22 protein-coding genes are annotated in these 26,505 nt (G+C 67.3%); 17 read left to right on the top strand and 5 right to left on the bottom strand.

Annotated features, from left to right (window positions below; all coding sequences use genetic code 11):
* Positions 1-353 precede the first annotated feature (353 nt).
* The gene (locus BWR60_RS01455; protein ID WP_088149214.1) at positions 354-1,274 is read right to left on the bottom strand and encodes a LysR family transcriptional regulator; all 921 of its coding nucleotides are present in this window, start codon (positions 1,272-1,274) and stop codon (positions 354-356) included.
* A gap of 104 nt (positions 1,275-1,378) precedes the next feature.
* Here BWR60_RS01455 and BWR60_RS01450 point away from each other — a divergent pair, with 104 nt between their 5' ends.
* Positions 1,379-2,365, top strand: coding sequence for an NAD-dependent epimerase/dehydratase family protein (locus BWR60_RS01450; protein ID WP_088149213.1), 987 nt, complete (start codon positions 1,379-1,381; stop codon positions 2,363-2,365).
* A 274-nt stretch (positions 2,366-2,639) separates the two neighbouring features.
* On the opposite strand, the gene BWR60_RS01445 is transcribed toward BWR60_RS01450, so the two are convergent.
* The 3 genes from BWR60_RS01445 to blaOXA form a co-directional block, all read right to left on the bottom strand.
* Positions 2,640-3,485 carry a polysaccharide deacetylase family protein gene (locus BWR60_RS01445; protein WP_179221585.1) on the bottom strand — a complete coding sequence of 282 codons (846 nt, stop codon included), beginning with the start codon at positions 3,483-3,485 and terminating at the stop codon, positions 2,640-2,642.
* A 95-nt stretch (positions 3,486-3,580) separates the two neighbouring features.
* Entirely contained in the window at positions 3,581-4,429 is an 849-nt protein-coding gene (locus tag BWR60_RS01440) for a LysR family transcriptional regulator (RefSeq protein ID WP_088149211.1), read from the bottom strand.
* Positions 4,430-4,546: 117 nt separating this feature from the next.
* Positions 4,547-5,353: a class D beta-lactamase gene (gene blaOXA, locus BWR60_RS01435; protein ID WP_088149210.1), complete on the bottom strand. Its 807-nt coding sequence runs from the start codon at positions 5,351-5,353 to the stop codon at positions 4,547-4,549.
* Between the two features lie 552 nt (positions 5,354-5,905).
* Between blaOXA and BWR60_RS37585 the strand changes: the two genes are divergently transcribed.
* From BWR60_RS37585 to BWR60_RS01415, 4 genes are all read left to right on the top strand, one after another.
* A complete protein-coding gene (locus BWR60_RS37585; protein WP_088149209.1) occupies positions 5,906-6,088 on the top strand; it encodes a hypothetical protein in 183 nt (60 codons plus the stop codon).
* 224 nt (positions 6,089-6,312) lie between these two features.
* Positions 6,313-7,875 carry a DUF1007 family protein gene (locus tag BWR60_RS01425; RefSeq protein WP_179221584.1) on the top strand — a complete coding sequence of 521 codons (1,563 nt, stop codon included), beginning with the start codon at positions 6,313-6,315 and terminating at the stop codon, positions 7,873-7,875.
* A 220-nt stretch (positions 7,876-8,095) separates the two neighbouring features.
* Positions 8,096-8,962, top strand: coding sequence for a class I SAM-dependent methyltransferase (locus BWR60_RS01420; protein ID WP_088149207.1), 867 nt, complete (start codon positions 8,096-8,098; stop codon positions 8,960-8,962).
* A 136-nt stretch (positions 8,963-9,098) separates the two neighbouring features.
* On the top strand, positions 9,099-10,085 hold the full coding sequence (locus BWR60_RS01415) for a murein L,D-transpeptidase catalytic domain family protein (RefSeq protein WP_218823274.1): 987 nt from the start codon (positions 9,099-9,101) through the stop codon (positions 10,083-10,085).
* A 374-nt stretch (positions 10,086-10,459) separates the two neighbouring features.
* On the opposite strand, the gene BWR60_RS01410 is transcribed toward BWR60_RS01415, so the two are convergent.
* Positions 10,460-12,319, bottom strand: a complete 1,860-nt coding sequence (locus BWR60_RS01410) for a sigma-54-dependent Fis family transcriptional regulator (RefSeq protein ID WP_218823273.1) — start codon at positions 12,317-12,319, stop codon at positions 10,460-10,462.
* A gap of 304 nt (positions 12,320-12,623) precedes the next feature.
* Here BWR60_RS01410 and BWR60_RS01405 point away from each other — a divergent pair, with 304 nt between their 5' ends.
* The 12 genes from BWR60_RS01405 to BWR60_RS01350 all read left to right on the top strand — a co-directional run bounded on the left by BWR60_RS01405 (position 12,624) and on the right by BWR60_RS01350 (position 26,404).
* Positions 12,624-13,667 carry an NAD(P)-dependent alcohol dehydrogenase gene (locus tag BWR60_RS01405; RefSeq protein WP_088149205.1) on the top strand — a complete coding sequence of 348 codons (1,044 nt, stop codon included), beginning with the start codon at positions 12,624-12,626 and terminating at the stop codon, positions 13,665-13,667.
* 8 nt (positions 13,668-13,675) lie between these two features.
* Positions 13,676-14,689, top strand: a complete 1,014-nt coding sequence (locus tag BWR60_RS01400; RefSeq protein ID WP_088149204.1) for a CobW family GTP-binding protein — start codon at positions 13,676-13,678, stop codon at positions 14,687-14,689.
* Positions 14,689-15,807, top strand: coding sequence for a WD40 repeat domain-containing protein (locus BWR60_RS01395; protein WP_088149203.1), 1,119 nt, complete (start codon positions 14,689-14,691; stop codon positions 15,805-15,807). Before BWR60_RS01400 ends, BWR60_RS01395 begins: the two co-directional genes overlap by 1 nt.
* Complete coding sequence (locus BWR60_RS01390; RefSeq protein ID WP_088149202.1) at positions 15,804-15,983, top strand: hypothetical protein; 180 nt, start codon at positions 15,804-15,806, stop codon at positions 15,981-15,983. The genes BWR60_RS01395 and BWR60_RS01390 overlap by 4 nt, the downstream gene beginning before the upstream one ends.
* A gap of 405 nt (positions 15,984-16,388) precedes the next feature.
* Entirely contained in the window at positions 16,389-18,059 is a 1,671-nt protein-coding gene (locus BWR60_RS01385) for an aromatic/alkene/methane monooxygenase hydroxylase/oxygenase subunit alpha (protein ID WP_088149201.1), read from the top strand.
* A 105-nt stretch (positions 18,060-18,164) separates the two neighbouring features.
* The gene (locus BWR60_RS01380) at positions 18,165-19,205 is read left to right on the top strand and encodes an NADH:ubiquinone reductase (Na(+)-transporting) subunit F (protein WP_088149200.1); all 1,041 of its coding nucleotides are present in this window, start codon (positions 18,165-18,167) and stop codon (positions 19,203-19,205) included.
* Between the two features lie 51 nt (positions 19,206-19,256).
* Positions 19,257-20,342: an aromatic/alkene monooxygenase hydroxylase subunit beta gene (locus BWR60_RS01375; protein WP_088149199.1), complete on the top strand. Its 1,086-nt coding sequence runs from the start codon at positions 19,257-19,259 to the stop codon at positions 20,340-20,342.
* 47 nt (positions 20,343-20,389) lie between these two features.
* Positions 20,390-20,743 (top strand): MmoB/DmpM family protein, encoded by a 354-nt coding sequence (locus BWR60_RS01370; RefSeq protein ID WP_088149198.1) that lies wholly within the window; start codon positions 20,390-20,392, stop codon positions 20,741-20,743.
* Between the two features lie 86 nt (positions 20,744-20,829).
* Positions 20,830-21,852: an amidohydrolase family protein gene (locus BWR60_RS01365; RefSeq protein ID WP_088149197.1), complete on the top strand. Its 1,023-nt coding sequence runs from the start codon at positions 20,830-20,832 to the stop codon at positions 21,850-21,852.
* A gap of 5 nt (positions 21,853-21,857) precedes the next feature.
* A complete protein-coding gene (locus BWR60_RS01360) occupies positions 21,858-22,679 on the top strand; it encodes a metal-sulfur cluster assembly factor (protein WP_218823272.1) in 822 nt (273 codons plus the stop codon).
* The gene (groL, locus tag BWR60_RS01355) at positions 22,669-24,294 is read left to right on the top strand and encodes a chaperonin GroEL (RefSeq protein WP_230982909.1); all 1,626 of its coding nucleotides are present in this window, start codon (positions 22,669-22,671) and stop codon (positions 24,292-24,294) included. Before BWR60_RS01360 ends, groL begins: the two co-directional genes overlap by 11 nt.
* A 130-nt stretch (positions 24,295-24,424) precedes the next feature.
* The gene (locus BWR60_RS01350; RefSeq protein ID WP_088149194.1) at positions 24,425-26,404 is read left to right on the top strand and encodes a sigma-54-dependent Fis family transcriptional regulator; all 1,980 of its coding nucleotides are present in this window, start codon (positions 24,425-24,427) and stop codon (positions 26,402-26,404) included.
* The last annotated feature ends 101 nt before the right edge of the window (positions 26,405-26,505 follow it).

Here is a 26,505-nt window from a genome sequence, read left to right as displayed (position 1 = left end):
CCGGCTCAGCCGACAGCATCGCCTCCTACTTAGGCCCCCGCACACCTGATGCCCCTTGTCGATATATCCTTTCCCCCGCAGCCAGTCTGGCTCAGTGGGCGCTCGGTGGGGCACGCGTAGCGCGCCGTCACGATCTCTCCCTTACCAGGGGGCCGGTCCGCTTCGGGGAACCGAATTCGGTGACCGGTTTCGGCAACCGTCCGGGGCGCCAAGCTGCAAGGAATGGCCGTTCCCGGCTTGATCGAGTCGCGTCCGGTTTAGGGAACTCTCGGCAATGGCCGGATATGGCGCTCCCGAGCCGTGCCGACGACAAAGGCGGCATGGTGCTGCTCGAATTCAATCCGTTCTGGACGCTAGCACTCCTCCCCGTAGCGACGCGGTCCACGGTAGCGCATTGCCTCGATGAAGGCAGAGAACGCCGGAGAGTTCTGCTTGCGGCTGGGATAATAGAGATAGCACCCCTCATGGAAAGGGCACCAATCCGCCAGGACCTCGATCAGACGCCCGTCCACGAGGTATGGAGCCGCCTGCTCCTGCGGGACAAAGCCGACACCAAGGCCGTCGACGGCGCCGTTGACGGCGGCACCGGAGGTGTTGAACGTCGCCTGCCCCTCCACGCGTACATTCAGGTCGCGCCCGTCCGGAGAGCGGAACTCCCACCGCAGATTGCCGCCGGCGGTGGCCATCCGGATGTTGATGCAGTTGTGGTTGGCCAGGTCGCGGGGTGTCGCGGGCGGCGGCCGACGTGCGAAGTAGGCAGGGGAGCCGACGACGCTGAACCGCCAGTCCGGTCCGATCCGGGTCGCGACCATGTCCTTCTCCAGCGCCTCGCCGATGCGGACGCCGGCATCGAAGCGCTCCGCGACGATGTCGACTAAGGTGTAATTCATGTCGAGCTCGACACGGATGTCGGGATACCGCTGCAGGAACGCGCCGAGCCTGGGCCGAAAGATCGCTTCGATGTGGTGGTCCGTGCAGGTGATGCGGATGGATCCCGCCGGCTTGTCGCGCAGCGAGCTGACCGCATCGATCTCGGTGGCGATCTGGTCGAAGAGCGGACCGACCTGGCGCTGCAGGCGCTCCCCCGCCTCGGTCGGGGCCACATTGCGGGTGGTTCGGGACAGCAGCCGCAGCCCGAGGCGGTCCTCCAAACCCTTGATCCTGTGACTCAAGGCAGACGGCGTCACGCCAAGCTCGGCCGCCGCCCTGGTGAAGCTGCGCTCCCGGGCGACGGTCAGGAAGGCGGTGAGCTCGTTGATCTGATCGCGCGGCATTGCTGAGCTTATTTCACAAAGGTATCAAGTTTGCTGCTCCTAATCGCCGAAAGCAACGCATGCTAGCGTCTTCGGATATCGTGCGAGCAGCGGGGAGGCAGGCCATGTCACGCATTGTCGTCATTGGAGGGAGCGGTCACGTCGGGAGCTACCTCATTCCTGCGCTCGTAGAGGCCGGGCATGAGGTCGTGAATGTCAGCCGCGGCACGGCGGTGCCCTACCGTCCTCATCATGCCTGGAGGTCGGTCGAGACCGTAGCGCTCGACCGTGTGGCTGAAGAGAAGAAGGGGCAGTTCGGGACAAAGGTCGCAGATCTGCATCCCGACATCGTCGTCGACATGATCTCTTTCGATCTTTCAAGCACACGGCAATTGGTCGAGGCGCTGCGCGGCAAGATCGAGCATTATCTGTTCTGCAGTTCGATCTGGGTCTATGGCCGCCTATCTGTGATCCCGGCGACTGAGATCGAGCCGCCCAACCCCATAGACACCTACGGGGCCGGCAAGGCAGAGAGCGAAGCGTGGCTGATGAAGCAGGCCCGCCTCACCGGCTTTCCAGCGACCTGCTTCCGCCCAGGCCATATCGTCGGAGAGGGATGGAACCCTATCAACCCGATCGGTAATGCAAATCCGGATGTGTTTTCGCTGATTGCTCGTGGCGACGAGCTGGTCTTGCCGAATCTGGGACTCGAGATGGTGCACCACGTCCATGCGGATGACGTGGCCCGGTGGATCATCTGTGCCGTCGAGAACCGTCCGGCCTCGATCGGCGAGACCTTCAACACGGTGTCCGAGCAGGCCGTTACCCTGAGGGGCTATGCCGAAACGGTCTACCGCTGGTTTGGGAGGGAACCCCGGATCGCATTCAAGCCGTTCAATGAATGGATCCGCGGCCTGGAGGGACGGGATGCCGAGACTTCCCGCGGACACGTCATCCGCAGTTCCTGCCACTCGATCGAGAAGAGCCGCCAGCGTCTCGGCTACAAGCCCCGTTACACGAGCTTCGCGGCCGTACAGGAATCGGTCAGGGCGCTGATCGCGTCCGGCACGGTCATCGGCCAGGACGCCGGGTTTCCGGGGAAAAGCAACTAATCATCCTTCGAGCTCCCGGTTTCGCCGGCAAGAGGTCGAAGCGGGCTAGGTCCGGTCTGGAGAGAACTACGGCGATGTCCGGAGTGGAGGCGCATCAACTGGGCCAGCACGGTCGAAAACGGCCGCGGAACGCCGACCCGGTCGATGTCCGGTGTCGGAGCGTGGGCGCGATGGCCGGAAGTGGCGCACCTCAACCTGGCCAACTGGGCAGGCCACGGGGGATGCGAGCGTTCCACAATAGATCAGAGCTGGTTAGGGCAGGGACAGCTTCAAGTCACTCTGTCTCGGCCATGCGTTGGATCTGCGACAATCCCTTTGGCCCCACGTACCGGCCCGCCGTGGCATAGATCGGATCTGCCAGCGCCTCGCGAACGGGGATGAAATTCCAGCCCTCCGATCGGTACCAATCCAGCAGGTCGCCAAGGTGGTCGGCATTGATCTTGTTCATATGCAACAAAAGGATGTGCTTGACGTCGCGGCCGAGCTGCTCTTGGGCGAGGTTCTGAAAGAACGCCGTCCGCTCTTTCATGTGCTCCAGGTATCGTTCGGCGATCGCGTCCGCTCCGTCGGGATCACGGTTGGCGAGAGCCTGCATATAGTCGCTGTTGAACAGAAAATCGTCGTCGTCGATGGATACCGGGACGTTCCGATATCCAAGCTCGGCGAGGATTGCGCTCGAAGCGGCCAGCTTCTCGGGCGTTTCGCCCTGGTGCAGGAATGGGAAGCGATAGAAGTTCCCGGATCCCGTCCAGCGTGAGATCACGTCGTGCGCCCGGATCGTTTCCGTTCGGAATTCCCCGGAGGTTAGCTCGTTGTAGTCCGGGTGTGACCAGCTGTGATTTCCGAGGTCATGGCCGGACTGGACGAACGATGCAATCAGTGGCTCGGTTTCGGGAGTGATGCGGGCTCCGATCGCAAAGCCCATGGCCTGCACCCCGTGCTCCTTCAGCGTCCGGTTGACGGCGTCGACGATACCGCATCCCTCGTCCAGGGAGACGCGTGACGGCATCGCATAGGGTAGATCATCCAGGGTGATCGCTATCTCTGCCGCCTGCCCCGCTATCGGCAGAAGGAGCAGTGACGTCATAGCCATCGAGAGCCTGGTGTACGTCGTTCTCACCGTGCGCATCCTCCGTTCCCCGAGGTCAGACACTGTCGACGGCAGAAGGCCATCGCTGACGTTGCGCGGCTGGGCTTCCGGAAGGCGCTTTCACCTCAGATGTCGGATGCCAGCGCCCAGATTCGCTTTGCCTGAGGACTCGCTTTTGGGGCGCAGAAGAGCGAGACATCGTAGCCCAGATTGGCAGGGCAGTCGCACACGACCAGCCGGCCGGAGGCGATGTCGGCTTCGACCATGGTCTCAGGCAGCACGCCCCGACCATCGCCCGCGACGCAATGCGCCCTGATGTCGGCGGCCATGCCGTGTTCGACCTCCCTGATTGCAGGCACGGCGACCTTGCACGCTTGCCAGATCTGGCCAATGTAGGTCCGTGCATCCGACACATGAAGCGGCAGTGCCTCGCCTTCGCGCGCGCCGGGAGGAGCGACCAGAACCAGACGGTCGCGGGCGATTTCGACGGATCGGAATACAGCGAACTCGTCGGCTTGGGGCACACGGGGGTGACGGGTGACGAGCGCAAGGTCGCACTCCGATCGAGAGAGCATTCTCGCCACCATGTCGTGATTGGCGATCCGCGGCGCGAAGCTCGCCTTGGGCAGGCGCCGCAGCAATCGCTTCTTGAACGCCGGGAAGACGCTGACAGTCGCACTGTGCGGCATTGCGATGCTCACCGCGCCGTTCGAGACATCCCAGGAGATAGCGGCCCCACGGACGCCATCGAGTTCGGCCAGGATGCCGCGGGCTTTCGGCACGAAGTCCTCGCCAGCCTGCGTCAGCGTGAGCGGTCTGCCACGTCGGTCGATCAGGTCGCGCCCCAGCCACATCTCGAGAGAACGAAGCCGCTTGCTCAGGTTCGATTGCGTGGTGTTCCGGAGTTCCGCCGCCCGCGTCAGGCTCATGCTCTCGGAGACGCAGAGGAAGTCGCGCAGAAGCTCGATGTTCATGTCGGGTCGCGTTTCGCCCTCCCCGGCCGAGGGATTGATGTGCAGCGCGTCCGCCGCGACCGGGCAATCCTCACCATGCCCGGCCCCGGCATCTCGGGCAACCTCGCGAACATGACCTCATCGCGCCAGGAGACCGCTATCGGAGAATAGATCCGACAAAAGGGCATCGCGGGCGCGAGGACCGGGGGGCGTAGGCTGACGCTCGCTGTCCTGGATCAGTCGGGCGTAGACGACCGTCTGCCCTTTGCGATCCGCCCAGCCCGCGAACCAGCCGAAAGGTCCGGCTGGACCGCTTTCGGCGCTGCGCGATGCTCCAGCGCCCGTCTTGCCGAAGACATGCCAGCCGCTAGGTCGGATGCCCTGATCCAGGATTCTCGCCGTGTTCTCGACGGCAGCGTCGCTAACCGGCAACTCGTGCCGGACCAGCTTGCGCAGGAATGCCACCTGTTCGGTTGGCGATATTTGCAACGACGAGCTAACCCAGGCGCGGGTCAGCCCGTCGTGGGCCCCGGGGTCCCCCGTCAGGTCGCGGTTGCCGTAGTCGAAGGCCGCGATGTAGGTGGAGAACCGGTCCGCTCCCAGCCGCTGCGTGACTTGCTGCGAGTACCAGATGACGGAGTCGCGCATCCACGTCGCCGGGGTCGTCGCTCGCCGCCACTCCGGCCGCGTGTCGATGTAACCTTCGCGGAACGGCAACTCCGGCTCGCTGGGCGAGGTCAGGATACCGGCATCGAAGCCCATCAGGCTGATCGCGATCTTGAAGGTCGAAGCCGGCGAGATCCGTCTGTCGCAATCCCCCTGATCGACGATGGCTTCCCCTGTGTCCGCCCTGAGGACGATCGTGCAGATCGTGCGCGTGTCCGCCCACGACGGAGAAGTGAGAAGAGAGAGAAAGGCGGAGAAGGAAAGTAGCAGAGTTTTCATTGACTTGTCCGGGCGGTGTACTTTCTGTCATAGCCGCGCAGTACACGGCCCGTCCAAGTCGGGTTGGGAATGTCGCAGACCCAAATTGGAATGGTGTGACGCACGCCTGCGGGCGCAGAATGCCGTCCTCTGTTCACCCCGAATGAGTTGGACGGAGCCCCGTATCGTGACGCATGCCAATTGGACAGGACGACCGCTTCTGAGAACCCAGATAATGTCCGATTAGGGCGCACGCCGGCTCGGCGCCTGCTCTCCCCAACGGCCCGATCCGGTGCGTTCGAGCGACGTCCGGCTTTGCGGCGCGCCGGGGATGGCCGGAAATGGTGCCTCGCGGTCGTGCGGGCCGATTCGATTGGTGACATTCGCATCTGAGTAGGATTGTATGCCGTTCGGGCGAACGTCATCGACAACCGGCGCCCGACGCCGGCCCGCGCCGGGTAGCTCCAAGCTTCACGAGCGGGCCGGCGGCTCACAACCGCGTTGCGCCCGGACTGAATAGCTCCTCGCACCGCGGCGCCTTGCAACGCGCCGCTGCCCCCGCGCCTCGATCCGGTGAGCCAGCGCGAGGTCGTCGAGCTGCTGCTCGAGATGGTGGCGGAGGCCGGGCTGGGCATGCTCCTGGTCACCCACGACCGGACCTTCGCGGAGAAGATCTCGACCCGGATGCTCAGGCTGGCTGGACCGGAGGAGGGCGCCCCAGCGTGTGGCGCGGCGGAACTCGCCTTTCGGGCTTAGGGACGGTCCGTCTCGGCTGCGCGGTATGGTGCCGGGCATCGCCGTGAATCATCCGAATCAAACTGCCTGACTCCGACGAGAGCCGAGCCTGACCTTCAGTGGACCTTCGCAATCATCCCATGAGCAGACATGCCCCAGATATCCAGCCGGCGGACCGGCCCGCGGTTGGAGCCGCGCCCGCGGCCTTCTATGCTGGGCTGGCAGCTGCTGTTGCGGAGATCGCGATGAGGAAGGGGGGCGCCACCGGATGGCCGGCACGTCTGGTTTCGATCGGCCCAACCATCGCGACGCTCATCCTACCGAGCGTCGCCGCGGCGCATCCCCATGCCTGGATCGACCTGCGCAGCGCCTTCCTCCTGCAAGAGGACGGGCGGATCGCCGCGGTCGAGGAACAATGGCTGTTCGACGACTTCTACACCTCGGCCGTGTTTGAGAGCGAAAGTCCGGATGACCGGCCGACACCGGAGGCGGTGACCGCGCTTGCCCGCACCAATCTGCGGAATCTCGAACCCTATGACTACTTCACCCGGATCCGGGCGAATGGCCAGGCGGTGCCCCTGGGGACAGTGACGGATTTCGAGAGCACGCTGCGCAACGGCCGAATCTGGCTGCGCTTCGTCGTGCCGCTGGCGGAGCCGATCGACCCACGGGCGAAGGCGGTCACCCTGAAGATCTTCGACCCGACCTACTACATCGACATGCGCTATGTGGCTGACGATCCGGTCGCCCTGCGTGGCGTCGCGGCCGAGGGCTGCGGCGCCCGTGTGGTGCCTGCCGATCCGCCGGCGCAGGCAGTGGCCATGGCCGCCGTGGCGCCGCGGCCGACGACACGCTGGGCGAGATCTTCGTCGCGACCGTGCAGGTCACCTGCCGATGATCTGGCTGCGGGCTTGGCAGTCTCTGGCGCTCGGCGGCGTGGCCCTGGTCTGCTCGCGCTGGCCGCGATCCGCGCCGGCCTGCCGCCGGCGTTGACGGCGCAGGACGAGCTGCACCGCCGTCTGGCGGCGGCGCTCCGGGCGGTGCAGGCGGACGGCGCCACGGTCTGGGGCTTGGTGGCGCTGAGCTTCGCCCATGGTGTGTTTCATGCCGTCGGTCCCGGCCATGGCAAGGCCGTCATCTCCACCTACCTGGCCACCCAGCGCGGCCGGCCCGGCGATGCCCTGCTGCTGGCGGCGCTGTCCTCGCTGACCCAGGGCGTGGCGGCGATCCTGATGGTCGAGCTGGCGATCGGGTTGTTCGGCCTGCCCTTCCGCCAGGCCGAGGCGACGGGCAACAGGCTCGAGGCCGTAGGCTTTGCCTTGGTGGCGGTGATGGGAGCATATCTCGCGCTGTCGCATGGGCGCCGCCTGTGGCGTGTGCGGCGTGGCATGGCGGCGTATGGCGCCTGCGGTCACGACCATGGTTGGACCTCCCATCCGGCGGAGGACGCCGCCGGATCCACATCGCTGCGGCGGCTGCTCGGCGTCGTCGCCTCGGTCGGCATCCGCCCGTGTAGCGGCGCGGTCCTGGTGCTGGTCCTGGCCCGGGCGCTGCAGCTGCGCTGGACGGGCATCGCCGCGGTGCTGGCCATGTCGGCCGGAACCGCGGTGACTGTCTACGCCCTCGCCCTGCTGTCGCGGCACGCCCGCGGGGCGTCGCTGCGGCTGATGGCCTCCCTGTCCAACGGATCGGCGCGGCAGGCCGCCATTGCAGATGCCGTCGGCTTGCTGGGCGGACTGATTCTGCTGGCGCTCGGCCTGTTGCTGATGCAGGCCGTGCTCTCCATGCCGTCACATCCGCTCCACTGAGCTCCGTCCATGGCCGGGTCGAATCGGTGTCCGTGCGCCCCGATCGGCTCCGCCCAGCCAGGCCGTGGGCCCGATCAGGGCGGGCAACACCGCGCTGTGCTGCAGCCCTCGCCGAAGAGGCGTGGAGCGCTTCCGATCACGCGGCTCGACGGTTCCGCGTATCTTCTCACGAACCGAACACCTGGATCACTTCGCGCTGTGATCCCTGGAGGAAGAACAAATGGCGGATGACAATGAGATCATAACGTTGCTGGGCCGATGGGATCGCCAGCAAGAGGGGTACATCGAGCAGCGCGAGGAGCGCTTCGAGATCATGTTTCAGGTGCTGGAGTCGGTCCTGGGCGGAGCGTTCACCGTGATCGATGCCGCCTGCGGACCGGGTTCGCTGAGCCGGCGCCTTCTCGACCGCTTTCCTTCGGCCAAACTGGTCGCCGTCGATGCGGACATCATGCTCCTCGAGATGGCAAGGGTTGTGTTGGCGGCCGATGGAGACAGGGTGCGGGTCGTCGAGGCGGACCTTGGCGATCCGTCATGGAGAGGAAAGGTGGTCGATGCGGCCGGATCCATGAATGCGGATACGCCATCGGCGCTTGTTTCGACCACCGCATTGCATTGGTTGTCTCCCGGCGATCTGGCCGAGTTCTACGGCACAGCAGGCGAGCTGCTCAAGCCCGGCGGGATCGTCATGAATGGCGATCACATGCGATTTGACAGCCGCTGGCCGACACTGGCACGGGTCGCGAAGTCGGCTCGGCAGCGCGTCGAGCGCGAGGCCGTGGCAAAAGGTGAGGATGATTGGGCGGCCTGGTGGGAACGCGCGGGAAGCACTCCCCGTCTGGCTGCTCTCAAGGAGCGGCGTGATGCCTTCTATTCCTCCCGGCCGGCGAAACGGGCGGCGAGTGGAGAGGACTGTTCCGTCGATTTTCACGTTGCCGCGCTGCGTCACGCCGGCTTTGTCGAGGCGGGCACCGTCTGGCAGCAGCTCGACAACTACGTGATATTCGGGCGACGGCCCGAAGAGAGCGCCTTGATGCCTTCGAGGCCGGCGGAAGCTCACCCCAGACTGCTTCAGGGGCCTGTCCTTTGATCGGCTCTCATGCGTATCCGGCCCGCAGCCGCTCTATGGCCGACCCGTTTGTTGTGGGTGTTTGGCAATAACGCCGAAAGACGGCACAACACGCTTCGTTAGGAGAGCTGATCCAATGTGGACAAGATCGGTCTTCTTGAATGTCATCAGCATCCCTGCCCTCTTGATCATCTCCAGCATCCTTTTGGCTCCGCAGCGAACGATCGCTGCGGAGCCGGTGCCGGATGTTCCGGATTGGCTGCGAGCCAATATCGGCGCAGGCGAAGGTCAAATCGCCGGCGTGGTGCTTCAGAGGGCACGGGCGCTCTATCTGCAGAAGGTGAATGAGGGCGTGGTGAAGAACCCCTGCTACTTCGCCATGGATGCGACGCGCCCCGGAGATCCAGGCAACGGAAGCCCGGGGCGTCGATTCTATGTCATCTGTGAAGCCGAGCGGTCGTTCCGCGCGATTTCGGCGGGTCACGGCAGTGGTCGCAATTTGAAAGGTGTCGCGGATTTCGCAAACGGAAGGCAGTGCGCCAAGAACTTCAGCAATGCCCTGGATTCGGAGCTGACGACCGGCGGAGCCTATGTGACGGCTGAGACGAAAGACTCCTTCAAAGGCTATTACCGTGTCTCGCCGGGGCACGACGCGGCTTTGGTTCGCTCCTTCGTGCAGTTCGACGGCGAGGGCGAGACCGCAAACGCCAGACAGCGTGCCATTGGTGGGCATGCAGCCCAGGTGTTGAGGGGAATGTGTCTGCAGAGAAATCCGGGCAGCCCCTACGCGACGCAGGATGGCTACGTTCCGGTTGGAGACTTGGTGGACTACACCGCCGGCCGCAGCAACGGCTGCACCAGCTGGTCACCATCGGACGCCCGGCAGATCATCACGATGCTGAGCGATAATCCGACCACCCTCTACATCTATCCTGAATCGCGCGACATCGACGCCGTCGCTCGGGCGGTGGCGACCGGCCGTCCGCTGTCGCAAGCCGGACTTTACTGGAACGCTTCCTGCCTGAAGCAGATCGGCTCTCCAAAATTCTGGCCGAGAGCGACCCTCGAACCGATCATCGCTCGATACCAGGAAGATCATCCGGCAGCCCCGCCGCGGTCGCTTCCGATTTGCGCAGAGCCGTGACGGGCTGATCGTGCATCAGCCTCGCCGGCGACTGGCACTGGCCGTCGGCGAAGACCTCGGCGGAGCTCAGCGGTGATCTACAGTCAGCGATGTTGAGCTGTTTGTGCTGCCGCAGCGAGCCCGATCTCGGTCCGAAGGAAGGCGCGACACCTTTTGTCCGCATCGGGTCGCGTCCGGGCGATGTCCGCTTTCGGGGCGTCGACGCGATGAGCGCATATGGCGCACCCCGGGCAAGCTCGACCGGCAGCGGGAGGCGGATACCCGCTCTTGAGCAGACGCCTCGCGCGGCCGTCCGCGCAGATTCATGACGCGCGCGCCCAACGTCTTCACTCGCTGGCTGACTGCGGCGCCACCGGCTTCCCCCGGGACGCCGGTCAGACGGACGCCGATGCCCGCAGCGCCCGATAGATGGTGTTGCGTGACACGCCGAGCCGCCGCGCGGTCTCGCTGACATTTCCGGCGACGTCCCGATGGACGGTCCGGATCTGTTGATGCATCGCCTCCTTCAGGCCGCCGGAGCCTGTGCTCCGGGCCGACGCGGCCGTTCCATCGGGAAGGGTGTCGACGGCATCGAGATCGATCGGGCGATCGGGTTCGCTCAGCGTCAGGCGGATCAGCACGTTGCGCAGCTCGCGCACATTGCCGGTCCAGGGCCGCACGGCCAGCCGCTCCAGGGCCATCGGTGTAATCGAGCAGCAGGGGGCGATCTCGGACAGAAGGTGCCGTGCGATGGCGGCGAAATCCTGCCGTCCGGTCAGCGGCGGCAGGGTCACCTCGACCGCGCTCAGGCGGTAGAACAGATCCGCGCGGAACCGCCCGGCTTCGACCGACCGCTCCAGATCGGCATTGGTCGCCGCCACGAGTTGCACATCGACCTGGCGCCGCCGCCCGCTGCCGACCGGACGCACCGTCCAGTCGTCGAGCAGCCGCAGCAGTACGGCCTGCAGCGGTAGGGGCATGTCGCCGATCTCGTCGAGGAACAGGGTCCCGCCATCGGCCTCGACCACGAGGCCGGGAGCGCCGCCGCGACGGGCGCCGGTGAAGGCCCCGTCGGCATGGCCGAACAGCTCGGCCTCCGCCAGGGTGTCGGGCAGTGCGGCGCAGTTCAGCGGCACGAACTCGCCGGTGCGCCGGCCGGCGATATGGGCGTGCCGGGCCAGCTGCTCCTTTCCCGTGCCGGTCTCGCCGCGGATCAGGATCGGCAGCTTGCGCGACGCCGCCGCCTCGACCTGCCGGACCACCTCCGCCACCCGGCGGTCGCCAGCGACGAAGCCGGTCGGCGATGTCGGGGACATCCTCGGGGCGGATGACGCCTTCGGTGCCGCGGGCAGCGTCTCGATCGTCGCGACGAAGGCGCTGCCGACGAGATCGTCGAGGCGCTGGCGCTCCCGGATCCGGGCGCCGTCCAGGAAAGGGCCGAAGCGCGTGCGGAACAGGTCCTCGAACCGGCGGCCGGGCAGGGCCGGCAGGCCCTGCAGCAGGAAGCGCGCCTGGGGGTTGGCGCCGAGGACGACACCGTCCGGATCGAGCGCCAGCAAGCCGGCATTGAGCGTGCGCAGATATTCGCCGCGGCTGTGGAACGCGACCACCATGGCGGCATGGTGGCATTCCCGGAACAGCCCGTTCTCGATCTGGGTCGCCGCCATCGCGACCAGCGCCCGGGTGTGCTGCTGGCGCGAGCGGCAGTCGGAAGATGCGTCCAGCACGCCGGCGAGGCCGGCATCGGGGCCGAACACCGGCACCGCGGTGCAGGTCAGGGTGCCGTAGCGATGGAAGAAATGCTCGCCGCCATGGACGGTGATCGGCTGCCCCTGCTGCGCGACGGTGCCGAGCGCATTGGTGCCGCAGCGGATCTCGGCCCAGTGCGAGCCCGGCCGGATGGCGGTGGCGCGGGCGGTGGCGCTGAAGCTGGAATCGGAGATCGTATCGAGCAGCAGGGCGTCCGGCGTGGCGAACGCGATCATGAAGTTCGTGCCGGCGATCTGGTGGTAGAGGTTCTTCATCTCGGTGCGGGCCAGGCGCAGCGCCAGCTCCGACTGGTCGCGGGCCTCCCGGAGCATGGCATCGTCAACCATCGTCAGGGGCGGCGGCCGTTCGGGGTCCAGCCCGGCGGCGAGGCAGCGGGTCCAGCTGTCATGGATCGCCGGCGCCAGCAGGTCGGCATCTGCGATGCCGCGACGCTGAAGCAGGATGCGGGCCTGGCTCAGGCGCTCATCGGCCATGGCCGGCAGCATGGGCGTTCCTCCTGGCTGGCCGCCGTGGGACGCGGCCTTGTTCTTGGTTCCTTGTCCGGCACCGCCGGATGTCCATTGCCGTCAGGCTACCCCGGTGCCCGCCCGCTTCCAACCTGAGAAATCAGGACCGGCCAAGTGTTCCAAAATGGAACAGCGTTGTTCCGTTCCGTTGTGAAGCAACGCCACAGTCGTTTCGCGGTCTGGGCTGAGAAAATTCAAGGATTCCGCGGACTCCAGATCCTGGCACGGCAATTGCACCGCTGGTCCGCAACCACTTTGGATGCCGGATCATGGGAGGCGATGCATGAAGGCCGCGGTGCTGCATCAATACGACGAGTCCCTGTCGCGCGACGAGTTCGTGCACTACGAGGATGTTCCGGATCCGAAGATCGAACGGCCGACCGACATCATCGTGCGCATCGGCGGTGCCGGCGTCTGCCGCACCGACCTGCACGTGGTCGAGGGTATCTGGCGCGGCAAGGTCGATGTCGCGCTGCCCTACATCATGGGGCACGAGAATGCCGGCTGGGTCGAGGCGGTCGGGCGCGGCGTCGAAAGCGTCAAGGTCGGCGACCCGGTGATCTGCCACCCGCTGGTGACCAGCGGCCACTGCCTGGCCTGCCGGCGCGGCGACGACATGCACGCCACCGACAGCCGCTTCCCGGGTATCAACAGCAATGGCGGCTATGCCGAGCTGCTGCTGACCGGCGAGCGGTCGCTGATCAAGCTGCCGAAGACCCTGGCCCCGAAGGACGTCGCCCCCTACACCGATGCCGGGCTGACCGCCTATCGCGCCGCCAAGAAGGCGTCGCGCCACCTGCTGCCGGGCGAATTCGCGGTCGTGATCGGCGCCGGCGGCCTGGGCCATATCGGCATCCAGGTGCTGGCTGCCCTGTGCGCGGCCGAGATCATCATCGTCGACCGGTCCGACACGGCGCTCAAGCTGGCCCAGGAATGCGGTGCGCACCACCTGGTCAAGGCCGACGGCAACGAGGTTGAAGCCGTCCTGGCGCTGACCGGCGGCCGCGGCGCCGAGGCCGTGATCGACTTCGTCGGCGAAGGCGACGCCGTGGCCAAGGGCCTGGCGATGACCCGCAATGCCGGCTTCTATTACATCGTCGGCTATGGCGGGAAGATCGACCTGCCGACGATGGACATGATCACCACCGAAAAGACCATCGTCGGCAACCTGGTCGGGACCTATCCCGAGCTGGTCGAGCTGATGGCCCTGGCCGATCGCGGCCTGGTCCATCTCGCCACCCGGGAATACCGGCTGAGCGAGGCCAACCAGGCGCTCAAGGACCTGCATCACGGCAAGATCAAGGGCCGGGCGGTGCTGATCCCATGACCTCAGCCATGAACGCGAACCGCATCCCCGTGACCGTCGTGACCGGGTTTCTCGGCGCCGGCAAGACCACGCTGCTGAACCGCATCCTGGGCGAGGCGCATGGCCGGCGCTACGCGGTCATCGTCAACGAGTATGGCGAGCTCGGCATCGATGGCGGCCTGGTGGTCGGGGCCGAGGAAGAGGTGTTCGAGCTGAACAATGGCTGCGTCTGCTGCACGGTGCGCGGCGACCTGATCCGGGTGATCAGCGGCCTGATCAAGCGCAGGGGCGGCTTCGACGGCATCCTGATCGAGACCTCGGGGCTGGCGGATCCGGCCCCGGTCGCCCAGACCTTCTTCAGCGACGACCGGATCCGCCAGCACACGCTGCTCGACAGCATCGTCTGCGTCGCCGATGCCCGGCACCTGCTGGCGCGGCTCGGCGATTCCCGGGAGGCGCCGGAGCAGGTCGCTCTCGCGGACACCATCCTGATCAACAAGCGCGACCTGGTCGACGCGGCTGGCGCGACCGCCGCGGCAACGGCGCTGCGCCGCATCAACCCGACGGCCCGGCTGCTGCTGTCGACCCGGGGCGATGTGCCCCTGGCGGCGATCCTGGACCAGGGCGGGTTCGACCTCGGCCGCCTCAGCCTGCCGGCCGAGGCCGATGACGATCGTCACGAAGACCACACTCCTCATGATCACACCGACAACCATGGCCCGGCCGGTCGGCACAGCCATGGCATCGACTGCGTCTCGCTGCGGCTCGACCGGCCGCTCGACCCGACCCGGTTCATGCCCTGGCTGCAGCAGCTGGTGATGGAGCGGGGGCGGGACCTGCTGCGCGCGAAGGGGATCGTCGCACTGGCCGGGTCGGACCGGCGGCTGGTGTTCCAGGGCGTGCACATGATGATGGACACCGATGCGGGCCGCCCCTGGCTCGACGGCGAGAAGCGGGACAGCCGGCTGGTCTTCATCGGCCGCAACCTCGATCGAGCGGATCTGCGCGAGGGGCTTGGCCATTGCCAGGCCGACCCGTCGTGATGTCGCGTCCCCTGATCGAGCTGATCGGCGCGCGCTGGCAGCTCGAGGCGCCGGTGGTGGGCGCCGCCTGGGACGGGGATGTCGCCGGCTTCGGGCTCGGCGACGGCACGCTGGCTCTGGCGCGCGGCCGATGGGATGGCGGCTCCAGGCTGGTGCCGCGCGCCGGCGGCGGGGCCGAGCTGGTCCCCGCACAGCAGTCCGCGCCGCCGGTGATGCGGGCCGGGGTCCATGACGGCGCCTGCCTCGGCCTGGTCGCGGATCCCGCGGGCGGATTCCTCTGCGGCGGCGACGATGGTCGGCTGGCCCGGGTCGCGGCGGATGGGACGGTCGTGGCGATCGCCAGCTTTCCCGGTGCCTGGGCCGACCCGGTCGCCGCCGGCCCCCTGGGCCGGGCGGCCTGCGCGGTCGGCCGCCGGGTGCATGTGTTCGGCCCGGCCGGCGAGAGCATCGACCTGCCGAGTACCGTCTTCGCCCTGGCCTTCGACCCGACCGGCCGGACCCTGGCGATCGGCCATTATGGCGGCGTCACGCTGTGGTCGGCCGGGACACGCGGCCTGCACCGGCTGGATGGGGCGGGCGTCCATCGCGCCCTGGCCTGGAGCCCCAACGCCCGATACCTGGTCAGCGGCCTGCAGGAGAACGCGCTGCATGGCTGGCGGGTCGCCGATAGCGGCGCCATCGACATGGCGGGCTATCCGGGCCAGCCGCTGTCGCTGTCCTTCTCGGCCGATGGCCGGTTTCTGGCGACCAGCGGCGGGCCGCGGGTCGTGTGCTGGCGGTTCGATCCTCCGGGGCGGGAGGACGGGCCGGCGGAATGCGGCATCCAGAGCCGGATCCCGGTGACGCTGGTCGCCTGCCATCCGCATCGCCCGCTGATCGCCGCCGGCTATCACAACGGCGCGGTGCTGCTGTGCCGGCCGGGCGCCGCCGACAGCCTGTTCGTCCGAGGCTCGTCCGGCAGCCCGGTCAGCGCCCTGGCCTGGTCGGCCGACGGGGAAGGGCTGGCCTTCGGCACGGAGGATGGCGAGGCGGGACTCGTTCCGCTTCCCGATCTGCTGCTGCGCCCCGAGCCGGCGGAACCGGCGCGCGATCGCATGCCGGCGAGGGCTCAGCCATGACCGATCCGCATCCGTCCAAGAGCGAGTTCTTCGAACGGGTCGGCGCGCTCGCCGACGCCATGGTTGCCGCCTACGGGGCGGATTTCGCGATGGGGGCCCTGATCATCACGGCCCGCTTCATCGCCGAAGGCAAGCCGGTCGGGAAGATGCCCGATCCGGACGGGGAGGGGGCATGACCGCGATCAGCCGCCGGCTCCGGTCCGGGATATGGCCCAACGTGAAACAGGCCCGCGACGGATATGTCCCAGAACAGGACATGACGCGCTGCAGCATCGGACAGCCAGCACCAAGGAAAACGGCGAGAGCGGCCGGATTAACGGACCTCCACACATTTGGCACGCAAATTGCAATGCTTGCCGGAAGGCCAATCACGGCACCGGCTCCGTCGAGTGCACAAGAAGAGATTGGCGAGGGGAGCAAGGCATGACGCCGTCATCATTACAGCCGACATGCGGCGACCAGGCCATTCCGTCGCCGATCGCCGGGACAGCCGCGATCCGCGCGCCGGCACCAGCCGCCTGAGCCAGCAAGGCCGATCAGCACCGCAGAGCAGACCCCATCCAACCCAAGAGGAGATTTCGATGCCTGACGGTTTGACGCTGAACAAGATCACCGCGCAACGCGGGATCGGTGTCGCCGACGCGGCGCGCCGCATCGCCGATCTCGGCTGGACGCCGAGCTATGTCCAGGAGGCGATGACCTTCCCGACCGACTACAAGATCGCGAAGGTGCCGCGGGACCCGATGAAGCAGGTGCTGCGCTCCTACTTCCCGATGCAGGAGGAGAAGGACAACCGCGTCTACGGCGCGCTCGATGCCGCGCTGCGCGGCGACATGTTCCGCAATGTCGAGCCGCGCTGGGTCGAGTGGATGAAGCTGTTCCTGGCGATCATCCCGTTCCCGGAGATCTCGGCGGCACGCTCGATGGCGATGCTGGGCCGGCTGGCGCCGGGCGAGGAACTGCGCACCGGCTTCACCATGCAGATGGTCGACGAGTTCCGGCACTCGACCATCCAGATGAACCTCAAGAAATGGTACATGGAGAACTACATCGACCCGGCCGGGTTCGACATCACCGAGGCCGCGTTCGGCAAGTGCTACGCCACCACGATCGGCCGGCAATTCGCCGAGGGCTTCCTGACCGGCGACGCGGTGACGGCGGCGAATGTCTATCTCCAGGTCGTCGCCGAAACCGCCTTCACCAACACGCTGTTCGTGGCCATGCCGTCCGAGGCGGCGCGCAACGGCGACTATGCCCTGCCGACCGTGTTCCTGTCGGTGCAATCGGATGAAAGCCGGCATATCGGCAACGGTCATTCGCTGCTGATGTCGGTGATCAACGATCCGGACAACCACCTGCTGCTGGAACGCGACATCAAATACGCCTTCTGGCAGAACCACGCGATCGTCGATGCCGCGATCGGCACCTTCATCGAATACGGCACGACCAATCGCGACAAGACCAAGGAGTCCTACGCCGAGCTCTGGCATCGCTGGATCTACGAGGACTACTACCGCACCTACATGCTGCCGCTGGAGAAGTACGGCATCAAGATCCACCACGACGACGTCGGCGCCGCCTGGGACCGCCTGGTGAAGAAGAATTACGTGCACAAGGTGGCGCAGTTCTTCTCGGTCGGCTGGCCGGTCAACTTCTGGCGGATCGAGGCGCAGACCGAGCGCGACTTCGAGTGGTTCGAGCACAAATATCCCGGCTGGTATGCCGAGTTCGGCGACTACTGGAAGTGGTACGCGCGCAAGAGCGTGCCGGGCGAGACCAACATGCTGTTCGACCAGGAGAACGGCTACGTCTACCCGCATCGCTGCTGGAGCTGCCTGGTGCCATGCCTGATCCGCGAGGACTTCGTGGTCGATGAGGTCGACGGCCAGCTCTACACCTACTGCTCCGAGCAGTGCCGCTGGACCCACAAGGTCGCCTTCGCGGCCGAGTATGAGGGCCGGCCGACCCCCGCCATGGGCCGGTTCAGCGGCCGTCGCGAGTGGGAGGAGTGCTATCACGGCTGGGACCTAGCCGACGCCATCAAGGATCTCGGCTTCGTCCGCCCCGATGGCAAGACCCTGATCCAGCAGCCGCATCTCCGCTTCGACGACAAGGACATGTGGACGCTCGACCATGTCCGCGGCCACACGATCCAGAGCCCGATCGTGCTGCTGCGCGGCATGACGCCGGACCAGCGCGAGAAGCACATCGCCGACTACAGGGCGGGCTTCAAGATCAACCCGGTGCACTGACCGTTGCGGGGTGGGGGCCGGCATCGGCGCCGGCTTCCATCCTCCCACCGCGCCGGCCGGCCGACGGTCCGGCGCCACAGGGTCCGACGACAAGGGACGGCTTCGATGGCGGAGACACGCGTGCACACCGTCCGGTTCGAACCGGTCGGGATCGAGATGGAGGTCGCCGAGGGCGAGACGGTGCTGGAGGCGGCGTTCCGCCAGGGCATCTCGGTGATGCATGGCTGCAAGGAAGGTCAGTGCAGCAGCTGCAAGTCGCTTCTGATCGACGGGGATGCCGAGCTTCTGAAGTACTCGACCTTCGCCCTGCCGGATTACGAGCGCGAGACCAACCACATCCTGCTGTGCCGGACGGTCGCCTACAGCGACCTGACGGTGGAGCTCCTCAACTATGACGAAGACCTGCTCAGCCGTTCGATCGCGGTCAAGGAGTACGAGGCGGTGCTGACCGGGGTCACGCCGCTGACGCACGACATCCGGCTGGTCGAGATCGAGATCGACAAGCCGCTGCGCTTCTGGGCGGGCCAGTTCGTCGACCTGACCGTCCCCGGCCGCGGCATCACCCGCTCCTTCTCCATGGCCAATGCCCCGAGCCGCCAGGACCGGCTGGCCTTCATCATCAAGAAGTACCCGGACGGCGCCTTCTCCGCGCTGCTCGACGGCGAGCTGAAGCCCGGCGACCGGCTGACCGCCAAGGGCCCCTACGGCACCTGCTTCCGGCGCGAGGAGCGGCCGGGGCCGATGGTCCTGATCGGCGGCGGCTCCGGGATGTCGCCGCTGTGGTCGATCCTCAGCGACCATGCCGAAAGCGGCGAGCAGCGGCCGGTGCGCTTCTTCTACGGCGCCCGGACCCGGCGCGACCTGTTCCATCTCGACCAGTTCGCCGAATTCGAGCGCCACATCCCGGATTTCCGCTTCATCCCGGCCCTGTCCCATGCCGAGCCCGGCGATGAATGGGCCGGCGAGACCGGCTTCATCCACGAGGTCGTGGCGCGGGTCCTGCGCGAGGAGGGCCTGCCGGGCGACATCGACGCCTACACCTGCGGCCCGCCGCCGATGATCGATGCCGTGCTGCCGATGCTGCAGATGGCCGGCGTCGAGCCGGAGCGAATCTACTTCGACAAGTTCACGCCAGCGGTCCGCTGACCGGCGATCCTGGAATCCCTCATCCGCCAACGCCAGCAAGGGAGGATACCGATGACCAACCTCGAACAGGCCATAGCACCCCTGAAGTCCGGCGCCGCGGGCGCGGCGCAGTTCGCCGGGTCCGACAGCCGCAAATACAACTATTTCGAACCGCAGGGGCGCAAGGCGACCCATTATGAGGACGTCACTGTCGACGTCCAGCCGGACCCCAAGCGCTACCTGCTGCAGGACTGGATCGTCTCCTTCCCCGACGGCACGCCGACCTACAGCGAGACCTGGACCGCGGCCAAGAGCTCGGATTGGCACAAGTACCGCTCGGTCGACCAGGAGTGGGAGCGCACCCACTACCAGCGCCAGTCGACCATCGTCGGCATGATCGGCAACGTGATCGACAACGCCCGGCGGTCCGGCGCGCCGCGCCGCTTCGACCCGGCCTGGATCAAGGTCCTCCAGGATCATCTCGGTGCCTACAAGCACGCCGAATTCGGCCTGGGCACGGCGGCGATGCACGCCCAGCGCTACGGCTACACCCAGATGATCAACAACGCGATCCTGACGAACTCCTCCTACAAGCTGCGCTTCTCGCAGGACCTGACGCTGTATCTCAGCGAGATCGGCCTCGATCTCGAAGCCTTCGACAGCAGCGCGGGCAAGACCCATTGGCTCGAGGATCCGATCTGGCAGGAGACCCGCCGGGCGGTCGAGACGATCGGCGGCGCCACCGACTATCTCGAGAAGTATTTCGCGGTGAACATCGTGTTCGAGCCGCTGGTGGCGGAGCTGTTCCGCAGCGGCTTCATCATGCAGATGGCGGCCGCCCAGAACGATTTCAGCACCCCGGCCGTCGTGTCCGCGGCCGAGGGCGACTACGAGCGCAACCTGGCCAATGCGGTCGAGCTGTTCCACCTGCTGGCGCACGACCCGGCCCATGGCGAACACAACCGCCTGCTGTTCATCCAGTGGCTGGACCGGCACGGGGCGCTGGCCATCGGCGCGGCCCGGCATCTGCAGCCGCTGTGGTCGCAGCCGCGGGTCAAGGTGGCGCAGTTCACCGACGCCTTCGACCAGGCCCGCAACCGGCTGAAGAAGATCGTCACGGAGATCGGCCTCGACCTGCCGCCGCAGCTCTCGGCCTGAGCGCCCCATCAGCCGCCGACGCCGGCGTCGGCAAGAGGAGTATCGAGATGACCCACGCGACCGCGAACATCTTCAAGTCCATGAAGGACATGGAGTTCGAGACGACGATCTCGCACCAGTGCGGCGTCACCATGAACGACAGCGTCGAGGCCCGCGTCATCGCCGAGGTGATGAGCGAGAAGCCCGGCATCACGGTCACCTACATGCCGGCCATGATCCGCGTCGATGGCGAGGGCAGGATCGAGTTCCGGATGGACGAGATCAGCGAGGCGCTCGGCCGCCCGATGACCCCGCATCTGTTCGAGATCTCCACCTCCACCCATTACGGGCGGATGGTCATGATCGACGACGACACCGTCATGCTGTTCGGCAACATGGACGACGCCTTGCTCTACGAGTGAGGCGCCCGCCCGTCCGCATTCCGCCAGATCCGACGGCGGCGCCGGCCGCAAGGCGCCGCCGAAAATCCAGCCCAAGGGAGCCAGCCATGTATCGCACCAAGGACGGCGAGGAGATCTTCGTCATCGACGGCCATGTCCATCTCTGGGACGGGCGCCCGGAAAACTGGAAGAACGTCCACGGCCAGCAGTTCATCGACTGCTTCTACGGCTATCACACCTTCCTGCAGCCGAAGGACAGGCAGTGGGCGCGGGAGAAGTTCTACCATTACGGCGCCGAGACGATGCATGACGACCTGTTCGTCCGCGGCTATGACGACATGGCGATCTTCCAGCCGACCTATCTGAAGGACTTCTACGTCAACGGCTTCAACACGCTGGAGCAGAACGCCGTCCTGAAGGCCAAGTACCCCGACCGCTTCATCCTGAACGGCGCCTTCGACCCGCGCGACGGCGAGGCCGGCCTGGCCCAGCTGGAGAAGGATGTCGAGATCCACGGCCTCAAGGGGGTCAAGCTCTACACCGCCGAATGGAAGGGCGACAGCAAGGGCTACAAGCTGTCCGACCCCGAGGCCCAGAGGTTCCTGGAGCGGGCTGAGACGCTTGGCATCAGGAACATCCATGTCCACAAGGGCCCGACCATCCTGCCGCTGAACCGGGATGCGTTCGATGTCGCCGACATCGACGATGCGGCGACCAGCTTCCCGAACCTGAACTTCATCGTCGAGCATTGCGGCCTGCCGCGCCTCGATGATTTCTGCTGGATCGCGACCCAGGAAACCAATGTCTATGGCGGGCTGGCGGTGGCGCTGCCGTTCATCCGCAACCAGCCGAAATACTTCGCCCATGTGATCTCGCAGCTGCTGATGTGGCTGGGCGAGGACAAGCTGCTGTACGGCAGCGACTACGGCATCTGGACGCCGGACTGGCTGGTCGAGGACTTCATGGCGTTCGAGCTGCCGGAGGACATCACCCGCGAGACCGGGGCGAAGCTCACCCTCCAGGCCAAGAAGAAGATCCTCGGCCTCAATGCCGCCCGGCTCTACGGCGTCGATATCGAGGCGAAGAAGGCCGTGCTGGCCGACGCCCGCCGGCCGGTCGCGGCGGAGTGAGCGCCGTGGCCGCCGGGCCCGACGCGGCGAGGGCCGGGGAGGTCTGGGCCAGCCTCCAGGCGGTGACGGATCCGGAGCTCGACGAGCCGGTGACCGAGCTCGGCTTCGTCACCGGCGTCGAGGTCGCCGGGAACGGCGCGGTCCACATCCGCTTCCGGCTGCCGACCTACTGGTGCGCCGCCAACTTCGCCTACCTGATGGCGGACGACATGCGCCGGGCGGCGCTGTCGCTGCCCTGGGTCACGAACGCGACGGTCGAGCTGGGCGACCACATGTACGCCGAGGCGATCAACCAGGGCATGGTCCACGGCCTCGCCTTCCGCGACGCGTTCGGCGACGAGGCGGATGACGACCTGGAGGAGATCCGCCGGACCTTCACGCTCAAGGCCTTCCAGCGCCGGCAGGAGGCGGTGATCCGCCATCTGCTGGACCAGGGGCGCGATCCGGCGGCGCTCCGCATACTCGGCGTCGAGGCCCTGCGCGCCCAGGACGCCGGCGCGGAGGGGCGGCGGCTGATCGACCGCTACCTGGCGCTGCGGCAGGACCTCGTCGGCGCCGGCGGGCCCGCCTTCGTCGACCCCGGCGGTGCCGCGATCACGGCCGAGGGCTGGCAAGACCATCTCGCAGCCCTCCGGCGGGTGTGGATCAACACGGAGTTCAACGGGGCGTTGTGCCGGGGGCTGCTTGCGGCGCGGTTCGCCGAGGAGGCGCCGGCGCCCGGCGCCGAGCCGACCCTGGCCGACTTCATCCGCCGGGCGCAGCGCGATCCTCGCCCGCCACACCAGGGATCGGAAAGGGGAGAGAATGCCCAAGATCATGTTGCATGATGACGCCGCCCGCCAGGCGCTCGGCCGTGGCGTCGCCAAGCTGGCGCGGGCGGTGCGCGGCACGCTGGGCCCACGCGGCATGAATGCGATCATCGACCGGCCGATCGGCACGCCGATCATCTCCCGCGACGGGGTCAGCATCGCCAGCGAGATCGAACTGGAGGATCCGTTCGAGAATATGGGCGCGCAGGTCGTCCGCGAGGTGTCGAAGCAGACCAACGAGGTCGCCGGCGACGGCACCACGACCGCCACGGTCCTGGCCGACGCGTTGGTCCAGGACGGGCTCGACCGCCTGGCGGCGGGGGCGAACCCGGTCGAGCTGGCGCAGGGGCTGGAGCTGGCGGTCGAGCAGGTGATCGCGGCGCTGAAGCGGGCCGCGAAGCCGCTGGACGGCCGGGACCAGGTCCGGTCCGTGGCGGTGATCGCCGCGAATGACGCGGTGACGGGCGGGCTGGTCGCCGAGGCGCTGGAGCGGGTCGGCCCGGACGGGATCGTGACCGTGGATTACGGCAGCACGGTCGAGACCCAGCTCGACGTGCTCGACGGCATGGCCTTCGACCGCGGCTACCTGTCCCACCACATGGTGACCGATGTCGAGAAGATGCAGGTGGTGCTCGACCACCCGCACATCCTGATGACCGACCAGAAGCTGCTGACGCCGGAGGAGGTCGCGGGCGTGCTGGCGCTCGTCGCCGGCAGCAACCGCCCCCTCCTGATCATCGCCGAGGAGGTGGCGCCGGCCTGCGTGGTCGCCCTGCTCGCCGCGCGCGACAAGGGCGGGCCGGTGGTCGCGGCCATCCATCCGCCGGAATACGGCCATTGGCGCAAGATGATGCTGGAGGACGTGGCCATCGTCACCGGCGGCCGGGTGATCGCCCGCGATCTCGGCGGGCGGATCGACCGCGCCGAACTGCGCGACCTCGGCAGCGCGCGGCAGGTCAGGATCTCGGCCAACCAGACCGTGGTCACCGGCGGCGGCGGCTTCCCGGAGGTGATCGCGGCGCGCCGCCAGCAGGTCGCCCGCCAGTGGGAGGCGGCGCCCGAGAACATCGAGCGCGACAAGTTCAAGGAACGGCTGGCGAAACTGTCCGGCGGCACCGCGGTGATCCTGGTCGGCGGCGCCACGCCGGTCGAGCAGAAACGCCGCCTGCAACTGGTCGAGGACGCCGTCAATGCGACCCGCGCGGCGATTGCGGAGGGCATCGTTCCCGGCGGGGGCACGGCTCTGCTGCGGGCGGCGCCCGCGCTCGACGACCTGGCCTCCCGCAGCGATGGCGACGTCCGGGAAGGGATCAGGCTGCTGCAGCGGGCCCTGGCCAAGCCGCTGTTCCACATCGCCGGCAACAGCGGCGTGAACGGCGAGGCGGTCACGGCCCAGGTGGCGCGCTCGACCAACGGCGTGGGCTTCGACGCCCGGAACGGCGCCTTCGTCGATCTGTTCGAGGCCGGCATCGTCGACCCGGTTCGGGTCAGCTGCAGCGCGGTGCGGAACGCGGCCTCCGTCGCCGGGCTGGTCCTGACGACCCACACGCTGATCGCGGACAAGCGCGAGACGGTCGATCCGACAGCCGGCCCGGCCCTGGGCGGCGGTGCCGAACGCCTCGGCCGGGCATGACGGATGCGTTGTCCGTCCAAGGTCCGGGCGGACGAGGCCGCGGAATGGTGTATGGTGAAGGCGTGACAGGTCGCGGGACGATCGGCCAACCGAGCGTCCGGACAAGACGACCGGCAACCGGGAGCGACCGATGCCCAGACGCGACGAGACGCCGACCGGCTTGGCTCGCCCGGGCGTGACCCCGGCGTTCGTGGGAGCGCCCTGCGAGGCGACCGACACCATGCTCGCCTGGGAGCGGTATCTGTCCGGCGAGCCGCAGGCGACGGTGCCGGCGAAAAATTTCGTGGTCGCCTCCTGGCAGCGCAGCCTGCATTCGGGCGTCAACCCGACCGGACGTTCGGCCCCGCTCGCGGTGCGCAGCGACGCCATGGGCGAGCTCCGGCGCCGGCACGGCGATCTCGTCTCCGCCGCGTCGGGGCTGTTCGCCGATGCGGTCGACCTGCTCGCCGGCTCGGGCTCGATCATGCTGCTCACCAACCCGGACGGCGTCGTGCTGCAGGCGGTCGGGGACATGCCGACCCTGGAGAAGGGCGAGAACATCCACCTGATGTCCGGCGGCGACTGGCGCGAGGGCGTCATCGGCACCAACGGGATCGGCACGGCCATCGCCACCGGCCGGCCGGCCCAGATCCATGCCGCCGAGCATTTCTGCGAGGGCATCAAGGGGTGGACCTGCGCCGGGTCGCCGATCTTCGAGCCCGGCACCGGTGCGATCATGGGCGTGATCGACATCTCCGGCCCTCCCTCCACCTATCAGCGGAACAATCTGGGCTTGGCGGTGGCCGCGGCCCGGCAGATCGAGATGGTGCTGACCGAACGGTCGACGCGGGAGCGGATGCTGCTGCTCGAGGTCTGCCTGCAGCGCCTCTCCGCCTCCGACGCCGCCGGCATCGTCGTCATCGACCGGCACGGCAGGCTGGTGCAGACCACGGGGAAAGTCTCGTTGCCGATCCGGGTCGGGGAGCGGATGCCGGGCCTCGACCGCGATGTCGCCGTCGAGCATTGGGTGAACCGGCTGCCGGATGGCCTGCGGGCCGAGTGGTTCAATCCGGTGGTAGCCGATGGCCGGGCGATCGGCGCGCTGCTGGTGGTGCCGGACCGGCCGCGCGTCCGGCACCGGTTCGCGAACCAGAGTTCGGAGGCCGACCCGGCGCGGAGCGCCTTTGCCCACATCATCGGCGGCAGCGCAGCGATGACAGCTGTCATCGGGCGCGCCCGGCAACTCGTGGGCAAGCGCGTGCCGGTTTTGATCGAGGGTGAGACCGGTGTCGGCAAGGAGCTCTTCGCCCGCGCCATCCACGGCGAGGAGGGGGAGGCGGCGCCCTTCATCGCCTTCAACTGCGCGGCCACGTCCAAGGAACTCCTGGCCAGCGAGCTGTTCGGCCATGTCAGGGGCGCCTTCACGGGGGCGACCAGCGAGGGCCGGCCTGGCCGCTTCGAGCTGGCGGATGGCGGCACCCTCTGCCTCGACGAGATCGGGGAGCTGCCGCTCGACTTGCAGCCGATCCTGCTGCGCGTGCTGGAGGAGGGGATCGTCTACCGCCTCGGGGACGGGCAGCCACGCCGGGTCGATGTCCGTCTCCTTGCGCTGACCAACCGGAACCTGCACGACGAGGTGGAGGTCGGCCGCTTCCGCCGCGACCTGTATCACCGCATCAGCGTGACGCGGCTCCGCATCCCGCCGCTGCGGGAGCGCAGCGGCGATCTCGAACCGCTGATCGAACACTTCAACGGGCGTCTCGCCGCGCGTCACCAGGTGCCGGAGCGGAGTTTCCCGACCGAGGTCCTGGTCAGGCTGCACAGCTACGCCTGGCCGGGAAATGTCCGCGAGCTGCGCAACATGGTGGAGAGCCTGCTCCTGCTGTCGGGCGGCGGCCCGGTCGCATCGGAGGACTTGCCGCCGGAACTCGCCGATGCAGGCATGGGATCCGACGATGTCGCGGGGCCGCTCGATCGACCGAACAACCTCCATGCCGCCGAGCGCCTGCTGATCGCCGACACCATCCGGAAGCATCACCACAACTTCGTCCAGGCGGCTCGAGCCCTGGGCATCTCACGCAGCACGTTGTACCGGAAGGTGCGCACTTTCGGGCTCGACAGCGAAGGATAACGTCGATCGTCGCCGGGTCTGACCGGCCGGTCCCGCGCCGCAGTGCAGGTTCAAAAATGGCTGTCGGCGAAATTTCGCTCCCGAGGTACCGCTCCATGCCC

The sequence above is a fragment of the Inquilinus limosus genome (genome assembly GCF_002195995.1).
GTDB lineage: Bacteria > Pseudomonadota > Alphaproteobacteria > DSM-16000 > Inquilinaceae > Inquilinus > Inquilinus limosus_C.
The sequence above is the reverse complement of the archived record's forward strand: the minus strand, read 5'-3'. Positions and strand labels throughout refer to the sequence as shown.